Below are 12,108 nucleotides of genomic sequence, written 5' to 3'. Positions count from 1 at the left end.
TTGATGAATATAGCGGCAAGCGTGTAATGGCGGCCGTGCGCGGGCAGGCTTCGGTCTGGCCGAGTTTTCCTATGTTCCCTCGGTTTCTCACCCCGCGTACGGCTGCCACCTTTATCCCGTGAGAAGGATTCAGGTGGTGGCTCCTAAATGGAACTAGGAGTTACGCCATGAAAAAGATTGTCCCAGACCCACCTACTCCCTTCACTACCCCCTACTTCTCCATCCACAGCGATCTGATCCCCCCAGACTCCCTGGCCTACGCCAGTGAACTGCTGCGTGGCATACACGAAACCAGCGACGAATTCTGCCGCGTCCACGCCAATGAACCCGGCCAGGGCATGCTGGTGAATGTGCTGTATTCGGCTGAAATGGCTAGAGCCTTGGTCGAGCATGCGCTGAGCAGGCTGCAAGGCATGGACAGAGGAGCGATGACATGAGTACCAATTCATCAGCCAAGACTGACGAGACGGTAGGCATTGCGAGCTTCATTCAAAGTCAGGAACCGGCCATCGACCTGTTTCGAATTTCACCGGGTGTTCCATGCGACTACGCGCTAGAAGAGGCTTCAACCCTCCTCGGGTGTGTGCATAAGCTGATCTTGATCGGTGTTACGGATAAAGACGAGGACACGATTTTGGCAGCCTATTACCTCAGCGGGTTCGCCAAGGCGATCATCGATGATGTGGGGTTGGCGATGAACAAGTCGTGAGCGTGAGGCCTTAGTTACCGTTTTGCCCGGGGACGGGCAAGACGGTACCTACGAATCAATTTGCCGATTTGCCCCGGGGAGCTTAAATCAGTTTGTAGTACAACGCCGTCGCCCGGTAGGTGCCATCCGGCCCGCAGGCATACTGCGGAATTTCCCCTGCCTTGGTGTAGCCCTGCGATCTGTAGAACGCCTCCGCCGCCGAACCTGCCTCGGTATCCAGGTACAACAGGCCGCGCTTTTTCTGCTGCGCGGTCAGCTCCAGCACTTGCATCAACTGCTGACCCAGACCCCGCCGCCGCGCTTCACTGTGCACCAGCAGTTTCTGCACTTCAGCCCGGTTCAGGCCATTAGGCTTCTGGCACAGCCCCAATTGCACGCTGCCCAGTACTTCCTCATCCTTGCTCACCACCCACAGCAACAACTCACCATTGGCCAGGCGCTGTTTTACTTCATCGAAGTAGCTGTTGGCCTGTTGAGCATCGATATCCTCCAGAAAACCAACCGAAGCACCCTGGCGCACAGCATCGAGCAGCAACGCCACCAGGCCGTCGCGGTAATGGGCAAGGCTTTCGTGGGTGACGCGGTTGAGGTACCCAGGATTCATTAAGGCTTTACTCCAGTGAGCGTGGTGTCGCGCCCGGGTTGAGGATCAACTGCATGAATGTCAGGTCGAGCCAGCGGCCGAACTTCACGCCTACTTGGGGCATGTGCCCGTTGAGGGTAAACCCCAGGCGTTCGTGCAACCGAATCGAGGCGCTGTTGCCGCTTTCGATGGCCGCGACCATGACGTGTTTGTCACTGTGGCGGGCGCGCTCGATCAGCGGCTGCATCAACAACGGGCCCAGACCTTTACCGCGTTGGTCGCTGCGGATGTACACCGAATGCTCGATGGTATGGCGAAAGCCTTCGAAGGGGCGCCAGTCACCGAATGAAGCATAGCCGAGCACTTGCGTTGTATCGGCGACGTCCACCGCCACCAGAATCGGATAGTGCTGCGCCTGGCGGGCGTCAAACCAGGCCTGGCGATTGGCCAGGTCGACCGGTTGTTCATTCCAGATCGCCGTGGTGTTGAGCACGGCATCGTTGTAGATGTCGCGAATGCCCGGCAGATCGGCAGATACGGCATCACGAATCAGGTAGGTCATGGCAGTTTCTCGAACGTCTACGAAGTGTCGCTCAGGTTAAATGGTTACCAGCCCGCGCACACCTTCGGCTTCCATGTTTTCACCGCGTCCGGCCTGAACAATCTCGCCTCGGGACATTACCAGGTACTGATCGGCCAGCTCGGCGGCAAAGTCGTAGAACTGCTCGACCAACAAGATCGCCATGTCGCCCCGTGCGGCAAGTTTGCTGATGACCGCACCGATTTCCTTGATCACCGAGGGCTGAATGCCTTCGGTGGGTTCGTCGAGGATCAGCAGGCGTGGCTGGCTGGCCAGGGCTCGGCCGATGGCCAGTTGCTGTTGTTGACCGCCGGAGAGGTCGCCACCGCGACGCTGTTTCATTTGCAGCAGGACCGGGAACAGTTCGTAGATGAACGGTGGGACGCTTTTGGCCTGCCCAGCGCTGAAGCGCGAGAGGCCCATCAGCAGGTTTTCTTCAACACTCAGACGCGGGAAAATTTCCCGGCCCTGGGGCACGTAGGCGATACCGGCCTGGACCCGTTGGTGCGGTTTGAGCGCAGTGATGGCCTGGCCTTCCCAGTGCACGCTGCCTTCGCGCGTGGGCAACAGGCCCATCAGGCAGCGCAGCAGGGTGGTTTTGCCGACGCCGTTGCGGCCGAGCAGGCAGGTTACTTCGCCGACCTTGGCCTCGAAGGACAGGCCGCGCAGGATGTGGCTGCCGCCGTAGTATTGGTGCAGTGAGTCGATTTTCAGCATGTCTGTTGTCCGTTTGTGGTCTGTACTGGCCTCATCGCTGGCAAGGCCAGCTCCCACAGGACCCTGTGGAAACCGGCCGGGGTGATGCAGTCACCGCCCGAGGTAAACCTCGATCACCCGATCGTCAGCCTGCACCTGCTCCAGCGAACCTTCGGCCAATACGCTGCCCTGATGTAGTACCGTGACATGGTCGGCAATGCTGCCGACAAAGCCCATGTCATGCTCGACCACCATCAGCGAATGCTTGCCGGCCAGGCCTTTGAACAGTTCGGCGGTGAACTCGGTTTCGGCGTCGGTCATGCCCGCCACCGGCTCATCGAGCAGCAGCAATTGCGGGTCCTGCATCAACAGCATGCCGATCTCCAGAAACTGCTTCTGGCCGTGCGACAGCAAGCCTGCCGGGCGCTGCACAGAACTGGTCAGGCGTATGGTCTGCAGGACTTCGTCGATACGGTCCTTCTGTTCGCCACTCAAGCGTGCAACCAGGCTAGCCAGTACCGATTTGTCGGCCTTTTGTGCCAGCTCCAGGTTCTCGAACACACTCAAGGCTTCGAACACCGTGGGCTTTTGGAACTTGCGCCCGATGCCGGCCTGGGCGATCTGCACTTCGCTCATGCGGGTGAGGTCCAGGGTGTCGCCAAACCAGGCCTTGCCCGTGGAGGGGCGGGTCTTGCCGGTGATCACATCCATCAGCGTGGTTTTACCGGCGCCGTTGGGGCCGATAATGCAACGCAGCTCGCCGACGCCGATGTACAGGTTCAGGGCGTTGAGGGCCTTGAAACCATCGAAGCTGACGCTGATGTCCTCCAGCGTCAGGACCGTGCCGTGGCGGACATCCAGGCCTTCTGCGCGCAACTGACCAAGGCCGATAGCGTCGCGACCGCTGCCCGCGTCGAGGATCGGTTCGAGCATGAATTCCGGATGGGCCGGTGGCAGGGGTAGGGCTCTCATTGTTCACCTCTTTTCTTCAACAGCCCGACCACGCCCTTGGGCAGGTACAAAGTGACCAGAATGAACAGCGCGCCCAGGCAAAACAGCCAGTACTCGGGGAACGCCACGGTGAACCAGCTCTTCATGCCATTGACCAGGCCGGCGCCGAGCAACGGGCCGATCAGCGTGCCACGTCCGCCCAGGGCCACCCACACAGCGGCCTCGATGGAGTTGGTTGGCGACATTTCACTGGGATTGATGATGCCTACCTGCGGTACGTACAACGCACCCGCCAGGCCGCAGAGCACAGCGCTGAGCACCCAGACAAACAGCTTGAAGCCGCGTGGGTCGTAGCCACAGAACATCAGTCGGTTTTCAGCATCGCGCAGCGCGGTCAGAACCCGGCCGAACTTGCTTCGGGCCAGGCGCCAGCCCAGGTACAGACTGACGACCAGCAGCGCCACGGTCAGCAGGAACAGCACCGCACGTGTACTTTGCGCGGTGATCGAAAAGCCGAGGATGCTGCGAAAGTTGGTGAAGCCGTTATTGCCGCCAAAGCCGGTCTCGTTGCGAAAGAACAACAGCATGCCGGCGAAGGTCAGGGCCTGAGTCATGATCGAGAAGTACACGCCCTTGATCCGCGAGCGGAAGGCGAAGAACCCGAACACTAGCGCCAGCAATCCCGGCGCCAGCACCACCAGGCACAAGGCCCAGGCAAAGTGCTGGGTACCGGCCCAGTACCAGGGCAGTTCGGTCCATGACAGGAAGGTCATGAACGCCGGCAAGCCATCGCCCGCCGCTTCACGCATCAGGTACATGCCCATGGCGTAACCACCGAGGGCGAAGAACAGGCCATGCCCCAGCGACAACAAGCCGGCATAGCCCCAGACCAGGTCCAGCGCCAAGGCAACGATGGCGTAGCAGAGGATTTTGCCGACCAGGGTCAGGGTGTAGGCCGAAACCTGCAGGCCATGGCCGTCGGGCAACAACGACAACAGCGCCAGGGCCAGCAGCACCAGCAGGACAACAGCACCTGTGGCCAGGGTCCAGCGTGGGCCGACCTTTTGGCTGGCGGTAACAAGCAGAGGCTGGTTCATCAGTCGATTACCCGTCCCTTGAGTGCGAAGAGGCCTTGCGGGCGTTTCTGGATGAACAGAATGATCAGTGCAAGGATGAGGATTTTGCCGAGCACCGCACCGATCTGCGGCTCCAGCAATTTGTTGGCGATACCCAAGCCAAACGCGGCCCAGAGGCTGCCGGCCAGTTGCCCGACGCCGCCGAGCACTACCACCAGGAAAGAGTCGATGATGTAGCTCTGGCCCAGGTCCGGGCCGACGTTGCCGATCTGGCTCAGGGCTACGCCACCGAGGCCGGCGATGCCTGAACCGAGGCCGAAGGCGAGCATGTCGACACGCCCGGTGGGCACGCCGCAGCAGGCGGCCATGTTGCGGTTCTGGGTGACGGCACGCACGTTCAGGCCCAGGCGCGTACGGTTGAGCAGCAGCCAGGTCAGCACCACCACGAACAGGGCGAAGGCGATGATCACCAGGCGGCTGTAGGGCAGAACCAGATTGGGCAGCACCTGGAGGCCGCCGGAGAGCCAGGCCGGGTTGGCTACTTCGACGTTCTGCGCGCCAAACAGCAGGCGGATGGCCTGGATCAGGATCAGGCTTATGCCCCAGGTGGCCAACAGCGTTTCCAGCGGTCGGCCGTACAGGTGGCGAATGACCGTACGCTCCAGAAGCATGCCGACGCCGGCACTGACTGTGAAGGCTACCGGCAGGGCAACTAACGGGTAAAACTCGATGGCACCTGGTGCGTAGCGCTGGATCAGCACCTGCACCCCATAGGTGGCGTAGGCACCGAGCATCAGCATCTCGCCGTGGGCCATGTTGATGACCCCGAGCAGGCCGAAGGTGATCGCCAGGCCCAAGGCCGCCAATAACAGGATCGAACCCAGCGAAAGACCACTGAACGCCTGGCCGAGCAGTTCACCGAACAGCAGCTTGCGCTTGACCTGGGCCAGGCTGGTTTCGGCGGCGGTACGCACGTTGGCATTGCTCTCTACACCCGGCGCGAGCAGCGCCTCGAGACGGGTGCGGGCCATGGGGTCGCCGGTTTCACCGAGCAGGCGCACGGCAGCCAGACGCACCGCCGGGTCACTGGCAACCAGTTGCAGGTTGGCCAGGGCCAGGCCGAGCGCGGCATGCACGGCGGCATCGGTTTCGCTGGCGAAGCGCCGGTCGAGGAAGGCGACCTGTGCGGGTTGGGCAGATTTTTGCAGTTGCTGGGCTGCGGCCAGGCGCAGCTTGGCGTCGTTGCTGAGCAGTTGATGGCTGGCCAGGGCGTTATCCACAAGGCCGCGCAGGCGGTTGTTCAGGCGCAGTTTGCGGCTGTCGGTGGGGCTCAAGTGACCCTGCTGCAGGGAGGTCAGCAGGTCCAGACGGGCTGGGTCCGGTTGTGCGGCCCAATCCTGTAGCAGGCGTGCCTGCTCGTTGGCCTTGGCGGCGATGAAGTAGTCGGCGTCGCTAGCCTGGGCGCCGAGGGGCAGCAGCAGGAGCAGGCCGAGGAGGAGGCAGTGAAGAGCCTTGGGCATGGCGGGATCCGTCGCGGTTTTGAGAGGGGTGTCGTCTGCTCCGGCCTCATCGCCGGCAAGACCGGCTCCCACAAGGTTTGCGGCATGCTGTACCTGGGGGAGCCTGGGGCTATCAGTTACCCTTCACCGCATAATCCGGGCGCTTGTCATTACCCGGAATGAACGGGCTCCAAGGCTGTGCCCGCAGTGGCTGCTCGGTCTCCCAGACCACGCTGAACTGCCCGTCATCCTGGATTTCGCCGATCATCACCGGCTTGTGCAGGTGATGGTTGGTCTTGTCCATGGTCAGGGTGTAGCCCGACGGCGCTTTGAAGGTTTGCCCGGCCAGCGCTTCGCGGACTTTGTCGACGTCAGTGGACTTGGCCTGCTCTACTGCCTGGGCCCACATATGGATGCCGACATAGGTAGCTTCCATCGGGTCGTTGGTTACCGCCTTGTCGGCGCCCGGCAGGTTTTTGGCTTTGGCGTAGGCTTTCCAGTTCGCCACGAACTGGCTGTTGACCGGGTTGTCGACCGACTCGAAGTAGTTCCAGGCCGCCAAGTGTCCCACCAACGGCTTGGTGTCGATCCCGCGCAGCTCTTCCTCACCGACCGAGAAGGCCACCACCGGCACATCGGTGGCTTTCAGGCCCTGGTTGGCCAGTTCTTTGTAAAAGGGCACATTGGAATCACCGTTGACCGTGGAGATCACCGCCGTCTTGCCACCGGCGGAGAACTTCTTGATGTTGGCAACGATGGTCTGGTAATCGCTGTGGCCGAACGGCGTGTAGACCTCCTCAATGTCCTTGTCGGCCACGCCTTTGCTGTGCAGGAAGGCGCGCAAAATTTTGTTGGTGGTGCGTGGGTAGACATAGTCGGTGCCAAGCAGGAAGTAGCGCTTGGCCGCACCGCCTTCTTCGCTCATCAGGTATTCCACTGCCGGGATTGCCTGCTGGTTGGGGGCGGCGCCGGTGTAGAAGACGTTGGGCGACATCTCTTCGCCCTCATACTGCACCGGATAGAACAGCAGGCCATTGAGCTCCTCGAACACTGGCAGCACCGACTTACGTGATACCGACGTCCAGCAGCCGAACACCACTGCGACCTTGTCCTGGGTCAGCAACTGCCGGCCCTTCTCGGCGAACAGCGGCCAGTTCGACGCCGGATCGACTACCACCGGCTCCAGCAACTTGCCGTTGACGCCGCCCTTGGCGTTGATCTGTTCGATGGTCATCAAGGCCATGTCCTTGAGCGATGTCTCGGAAATCGCCATGGTCCCGGACAGCGAATGCAGGATGCCGACCTTGATGGTCTCGGCGGCCTGGATGCTCCAGCTCAGGCCCATCGCCGCGATGGACGCGCTGAGGGTGAAGGCCTTGATCAGACTGCGACGCTTCATAGTGCTCTCTCCGTTGAGTTCGAATGTGCGGGTAAGGCAGATGGCGACTTCGCAAGAGAGCTTTAGCAAGGGCTGTGCCGGAACCGCCAAGGGCTCTGGCACGGGTGTTGAGGGGACGCAGAAGAAATTGCTGCACCGGCCTGGGGCTTAACCCGTAGAACGGTGCAGCCGGTTGCGCCGCGCTGGTGCGCAACCGGCGGCAGGTCAGTTCTGCTGCGTTGCCAGTTGCTGGCGATTGCGTCGCACGAACTGGTAGGTCACGGCCAGCAGCAGGAACCACAGCGGCGTGACAATCAGTGCCTGACGGGTGTCGCTTTCCAGGCTCAGTAGCACCAGGATGAAGGCGAAGAACGCCAGGCATACCACCGACATGAAGCGTCCGCCGGGCATTTTGTACTTCGACGCCTGATGCAGGGCGGCGCGATGTTTGCGGTAGCGCAGGTACGACAGCAGGATCAGGGTCCAGACGAACATGAACAAGATCGCCGACACCGTGGTCACCAGGGTGAAGGCTTCGATCAGATCGGGAATTACGTACATCAGCGCGGCGCCGAGCAATAGGCAGGTGCAGGAGAAGTACAGGCCGTTGGCCGGCACCTTGCGGCTGGAGAGGTGTTCGAAGCTACGGGGTGCGTCGCCTTGTTGGGCCAGGCCGAAGAGCATGCGGCTAGTGGAGAACACGCCACTGTTGGCCGAGGAGGCCGCCGAGGTCAGTACCACGAAGTTGATGATGCTCGCTGCTGCTGGCAGGCCAGCCAGTACGAATAGCTCAACGAACGGGCTCTTGCCCGGCACCACGTCGCGCCATGGCGTCACCACCATGATGGTGATCAGGGCCAGCACGTAGAACACGATGATCCGCACCGGGATCGAGTTGATCGCCCGTGGCAGGGTGCGCTCGGGGTTCTTCGCTTCAGCGGCGGTGGTGCCCACCAGCTCGATACCAACGAAGGCAAACACGGCAATCTGAAACCCGGCGAAGAAGCCCATCAAACCATGCGGGAACATGCCGCCATCGTTCCATAGGTTGGCCAGATCGGCACTGCGCCCGCTCGGTGACTCGAAGCCGACCAAGACCATGTACAGGCCGGTGCCGACCAGGGCGAGGATGGCGACGATCTTGATCATGGCGAACCAGAATTCGATCTCGCCGAACATCTTCACCGTGATCAGGTTCAACGACAGCAGCAGGCCGACACAGGCCAGTGCGGGTGCCCATTGCGGTAAGTCGGGAAACCAGAATTGCGAGTAGGCAGAGATCGCAATCACATCGGCAATGCCAGTGATGATCCAGCAGAACCAGTAAGTCCAGCCGGTAAAATAACCCGCCCAGGGGCCGAGCAGGTCGGCGGAGAAGTCGATGAACGACTTGTACTCCAGGTTCGACAGCAGCAGTTCACCCATGGCGCGCATGACGAAGAACAGCATGAAACCAATGATCATGTAGACAAAGATGATCGACGGACCGGCCAGACTGATGGTCTTGCCCGAGCCCATGAACAACCCGGTACCGATGGCACCACCGATGGCGATCAATTGGATATGGCGGTTGGACAGGCTGCGTTCGAGGTGTTCATGTTGGTCAGGCGAGGGGTGTTGCGGGGACAGGTTTACGGTCATAGGCTAGGCATTCCGTTCAGAGCAGTTCTCTTGTGCGCGTTAGGCTAACACGCGCCTTCCTGGCGCAACCGCGACAATACGTCTCAAGACCAATGGGTGCTTGACGGTAATCAACGCTTGCGCATCAGGCCGATAAAAAACAGACCGCCGATCGCTGCCGTGGCGATCCCGATGGGCAGGTCCTCGGGCGAGATCAGGGTGCGCGCAGCAACATCGACCCAGATTAGGAACAGGCTGCCGAGTAACAGGCACACCGGTAACAGACGGGTGTGCTCGGCACCGACCAGGCGCCGGGCAATATGCGGCACCATCAGGCCGACAAAGCCGATCGAGCCACTGATCGCCACCAGCACTCCAGTCAGTAGTGAACAGATGAGGAACGCCAGCAGGCGCACCGTACGGGCGTTGAGCCCGAGGGTTACCGCTGTTTGTTCGCCGGCCATCAGTGCATTGAGCGCGCGGGCCATGCCCAGCAACAGGGTCAAGCCCAGCAACACGCTGATGGCCGGAATCGGCAGCAACTCCCAGCGCGCCAGGCCCAAGCCGCCGAGCATCCAGAACATCACGGCGGAGCTGGCACGGTGGTCGCCAAGGAACAGCAACAGGTTAGCGATGGCCATCATTACAAACGCCACCGCGACACCGCACAGCAGCAGACGGTCACTGTCCAGGCGGCCATGACGGCTGGCAATTGCCAGCACCAGCAGCATGCTGCACAAGGCGCCGATAAAGGCTGCCAGCGGCAAGGTGAAGACGCCGAGCAATTCACCGATATGCAATACCACCAATACAGCCCCGAGGGTGGCGCCGGAGGTCACGCCGAGCAGGTGCGGGTCGGCCAACGGGTTGCGCGTGACGGCCTGCAGCACCGCGCCGATCATCGCCAGTCCCCCCCCCACCAGCGCCGCCAGTAGCATGCGTGGTACGCGGATAAGCCAGACAATATGTTCCTGGCCAGTGGTCCAGGCGGGTGTCTGGGGGGCAATCCCGAAGAGCTTGGACAACAACACGCGCCAGACCACCTCGACCGGCACCGGTGCGGAACCAAAGCCCAGCGACACCACACAGGACAGCAGCAGTAGCCCGATCAGCGCGAGTAACAGCAGACGATAACGACTCATGTGCCGTGTAGGCTCGCAGCAATGGTTTCGATGGCGTCGACATTTTCCAGGCTTGGCGTGGCGGCGACGTAGGGAATAACCACAAATCGCTTGTTACGGATCGCCGACACCGACTGCAGGGCCGGGTGCTGTTCGAGGAACGCCTGCTTCTGTTCGGCGCTGACTTCGCCGTAGTCGACGATGACAATCACTTCGGGATTGCGCTCGACCACGCTTTCCCAGTTCACCCGGGTCCAGCTGGCGTCGATATCGTCGAGCACGTTGCGTCCACCGGCCGCCTCAATCAAGGCCTGGGGCATGCCCAGGCGGCCAGAGGTCATGGCCCGGTCTTCACCACTGTCATACAGAAACACCCGTGGGCGCTGCGCGGGCACATGCTGCTGAACCGCATTGACCCGTTGCTGCATGTGGCTGATCAACTGCTCGGCGCGGTTCTGCACATCAAAAATTCTGCCCAGGTTGCGCACGTCGGTGTAGGTATCGTCGAGGCTGGCGGCTGGCCGTTTCATGACAAAGGCACACGACTCGGTCAACTCGTAGACGGCGATATTCAGCGGCGCCAAGGACTGCGGGGTAAGGTCGCCACCGACGCGCATGCCGTAATCCCAACCGGCGAAGAAGAAGTCGACATTGGCGTTGAGCAGGGTCTCCACCGACGGGTACTTGCTGGCCAGCTCCGGCAGCCCTTCGAGCTCCTTCTGCAGTTCCGGCGTGACTGCCTTCCAGCCACTGACGCCGCTGTAGCCGACCATGCGCGGGCGCAGGCCGAGGGCGAGCATCATCTGGGTCATGTTGATGTCATGGCTCAGGGCATGTTCGGGAGCCTTGTTGAAGGTCACCTGACGGTTGCAGCTCTGTACGGTCAGCGGGTACTGGGTCGCCTCGGCGAAGACGTTGCTGCTGGCGAGCAGGCCCAGCAGCACAAGCAAGGTGGTTCGAATCATCGCTGGGTTATCCAGGTAAGGCGTGGGTGGTCGGCGAGGGGGTGGCGGTCTATCAGGGCGCGTACGCCGAACACGTCGTGCAACAGGTCGGTGGTGAGTACCTCGCTCGGTGTGCCGCTGGCGACGATGCGGCCGTGGTCGAGGACGTACAGACGATCACAGAACGCTGCGGCCAGGTTCAGGTCATGGATGCTGGCCAGGGTGCCGATCCCCAGACGGCGCACTTGCTGCAACAACTCCAACTGATAGCGGGGATCGAGATGGTTGGTCGGCTCGTCGAGGATCAACAATTGCGGTTGTTGGACCAGTGCCCGGGCGAGGATCACTCGTTGCTTTTCGCCGCCCGACAGGCTGACAAAGCTGTGATCATCGAAGCCCTCCAGGCCGACCGCGTGCAGCGCCGTTTTGACCAACTGGCGATCGTCGTCGTTGTCGCCATCGAACAGACCCTTGTGCGGAGTACGGCCCATGGCGACCACTTCCTCGACGTTCAGGCCGAAGGCATCGGGGAATTCCTGCAGGACCACGGCGATACGCTGGGCACACCAGCGCGGCGATTGTCGCCACAGGTCGTGTTCATCCAGGCGTACCAGGCCGCGCTCGGGTTTGTTGAATCGATAAGCGCAGCGCAGCAGGCTGGTCTTGCCACTGCCGTTGGGACCGATCAGGCCGACGAACTCGCCTGCCTTGACCCGCAAGTTGACCTCGCGCAGTTGGAACTGATGATGACAATGGCCGTGGCCAAGCGGCGACCAGTGCAGGTCGCTGATACTCAGGGTGCTCATTGCCGGTCCTGTGAAAAGCGGGCGCCCATGGTAGCGGATTTGTCCCACAACCGCAGGCGCTGGAGTTCCCCGTAGCCGCTGTCGCAGGCTGCGATCGGCTGCACAGCAGGCGCGGAACCTTGAGAGCGCCGGGAACCTGTCGGCC

General features: G+C 61.5%; 13 protein-coding genes. 2 read left to right on the top strand and 11 right to left on the bottom strand.

Annotated elements, in window-relative coordinates; translation table 11 throughout:
* The first annotated feature begins 167 nt into the window (after positions 1-167).
* Both CX511_RS23445 and CX511_RS23440 read left to right on the top strand, forming a co-directional pair.
* Entirely contained in the window at positions 168-437 is a 270-nt protein-coding gene (locus CX511_RS23445; RefSeq protein ID WP_101292113.1) for a hypothetical protein, read from the top strand.
* A complete protein-coding gene (locus CX511_RS23440; protein ID WP_045182236.1) occupies positions 434-709 on the top strand; it encodes a DUF3077 domain-containing protein in 276 nt (91 codons plus the stop codon). Before CX511_RS23445 ends, CX511_RS23440 begins: the two co-directional genes overlap by 4 nt.
* 82 nt (positions 710-791) lie before the next feature.
* Here CX511_RS23440 and CX511_RS23435 read toward each other — a convergent pair whose 3' ends face one another.
* From CX511_RS23435 to CX511_RS23385, 11 genes are all read right to left on the bottom strand, one after another.
* Positions 792-1,313, bottom strand: a complete 522-nt coding sequence (locus tag CX511_RS23435; protein ID WP_045182238.1) for a GNAT family N-acetyltransferase — start codon at positions 1,311-1,313, stop codon at positions 792-794.
* A 7-nt stretch (positions 1,314-1,320) separates the two neighbouring features.
* Positions 1,321-1,854, bottom strand: coding sequence for a GNAT family N-acetyltransferase (locus CX511_RS23430; protein ID WP_045182239.1), 534 nt, complete (start codon positions 1,852-1,854; stop codon positions 1,321-1,323).
* A 36-nt stretch (positions 1,855-1,890) separates the two neighbouring features.
* Positions 1,891-2,589 carry an urea ABC transporter ATP-binding subunit UrtE gene (gene urtE / locus CX511_RS23425; RefSeq protein ID WP_101292114.1) on the bottom strand — a complete coding sequence of 233 codons (699 nt, stop codon included), beginning with the start codon at positions 2,587-2,589 and terminating at the stop codon, positions 1,891-1,893.
* A 90-nt stretch (positions 2,590-2,679) separates the two neighbouring features.
* Positions 2,680-3,501, bottom strand: a complete 822-nt coding sequence (gene urtD / locus CX511_RS23420; RefSeq protein WP_101292119.1) for an urea ABC transporter ATP-binding protein UrtD — start codon at positions 3,499-3,501, stop codon at positions 2,680-2,682.
* A gap of 35 nt (positions 3,502-3,536) precedes the next feature.
* Positions 3,537-4,616: an urea ABC transporter permease subunit UrtC gene (urtC, locus tag CX511_RS23415; protein ID WP_045182245.1), complete on the bottom strand. Its 1,080-nt coding sequence runs from the start codon at positions 4,614-4,616 to the stop codon at positions 3,537-3,539.
* Positions 4,616-6,115, bottom strand: a complete 1,500-nt coding sequence (gene urtB / locus CX511_RS23410; RefSeq protein WP_101292115.1) for an urea ABC transporter permease subunit UrtB — start codon at positions 6,113-6,115, stop codon at positions 4,616-4,618. Before urtB ends, urtC begins: the two co-directional genes overlap by 1 nt.
* Before the next feature lie 112 nt (positions 6,116-6,227).
* Complete coding sequence (gene urtA, locus CX511_RS23405; RefSeq protein ID WP_101292116.1) at positions 6,228-7,493, bottom strand: urea ABC transporter substrate-binding protein; 1,266 nt, start codon at positions 7,491-7,493, stop codon at positions 6,228-6,230.
* Between the two features lie 204 nt (positions 7,494-7,697).
* Complete coding sequence (gene cycA, locus CX511_RS23400; protein ID WP_101292117.1) at positions 7,698-9,113, bottom strand: D-serine/D-alanine/glycine transporter; 1,416 nt, start codon at positions 9,111-9,113, stop codon at positions 7,698-7,700.
* Positions 9,114-9,223: 110 nt separating this feature from the next.
* Positions 9,224-10,234: a FecCD family ABC transporter permease gene (locus tag CX511_RS23395; protein ID WP_045182255.1), complete on the bottom strand. Its 1,011-nt coding sequence runs from the start codon at positions 10,232-10,234 to the stop codon at positions 9,224-9,226.
* A complete protein-coding gene (locus CX511_RS23390) occupies positions 10,231-11,178 on the bottom strand; it encodes an ABC transporter substrate-binding protein (protein ID WP_045182256.1) in 948 nt (315 codons plus the stop codon). The genes CX511_RS23395 and CX511_RS23390 overlap by 4 nt, the downstream gene beginning before the upstream one ends.
* Positions 11,175-11,963: an ABC transporter ATP-binding protein gene (locus CX511_RS23385; protein ID WP_045182259.1), complete on the bottom strand. Its 789-nt coding sequence runs from the start codon at positions 11,961-11,963 to the stop codon at positions 11,175-11,177. Before CX511_RS23385 ends, CX511_RS23390 begins: the two co-directional genes overlap by 4 nt.
* Between the last annotated feature and the right edge of the window lie 145 nt (positions 11,964-12,108).

Origin of the sequence: Pseudomonas sp. S06B 330 (assembly GCF_002845275.2) — a bacterium.
In the GTDB taxonomy this organism is placed as follows: Bacteria; Pseudomonadota; Gammaproteobacteria; order Pseudomonadales; family Pseudomonadaceae; genus Aquipseudomonas.
This window is presented reverse-complemented; position numbering and strand designations above follow the sequence as displayed.

Coding starts and splice junctions, on each gene's coding strand:
- urtA (WP_101292116.1), bottom strand. CDS start 7,493: ATGAAGCGTCGCAGTCTGATCAAGGCCTTCACCCTCAGCGCGTCCATC.
- urtE (WP_101292114.1), bottom strand. CDS start 2,589: ATGCTGAAAATCGACTCACTGCACCAATACTACGGCGGCAGCCACATC.
- CX511_RS23385 (WP_045182259.1), bottom strand. CDS start 11,963: ATGAGCACCCTGAGTATCAGCGACCTGCACTGGTCGCCGCTTGGCCAC.
- CX511_RS23395 (WP_045182255.1), bottom strand. CDS start 10,234: ATGAGTCGTTATCGTCTGCTGTTACTCGCGCTGATCGGGCTACTGCTG.
- urtD (WP_101292119.1), bottom strand. CDS start 3,501: ATGCTCGAACCGATCCTCGACGCGGGCAGCGGTCGCGACGCTATCGGC.
- CX511_RS23440 (WP_045182236.1), top strand. CDS start 434: ATGAGTACCAATTCATCAGCCAAGACTGACGAGACGGTAGGCATTGCG.
- cycA (WP_101292117.1), bottom strand. CDS start 9,113: ATGACCGTAAACCTGTCCCCGCAACACCCCTCGCCTGACCAACATGAA.
- CX511_RS23430 (WP_045182239.1), bottom strand. CDS start 1,854: ATGACCTACCTGATTCGTGATGCCGTATCTGCCGATCTGCCGGGCATT.
- urtB (WP_101292115.1), bottom strand. CDS start 6,115: ATGCCCAAGGCTCTTCACTGCCTCCTCCTCGGCCTGCTCCTGCTGCTG.
- CX511_RS23435 (WP_045182238.1), bottom strand. CDS start 1,313: ATGAATCCTGGGTACCTCAACCGCGTCACCCACGAAAGCCTTGCCCAT.
- CX511_RS23390 (WP_045182256.1), bottom strand. CDS start 11,178: ATGATTCGAACCACCTTGCTTGTGCTGCTGGGCCTGCTCGCCAGCAGC.
- urtC (WP_045182245.1), bottom strand. CDS start 4,616: ATGAACCAGCCTCTGCTTGTTACCGCCAGCCAAAAGGTCGGCCCACGC.
- CX511_RS23445 (WP_101292113.1), top strand. CDS start 168: ATGAAAAAGATTGTCCCAGACCCACCTACTCCCTTCACTACCCCCTAC.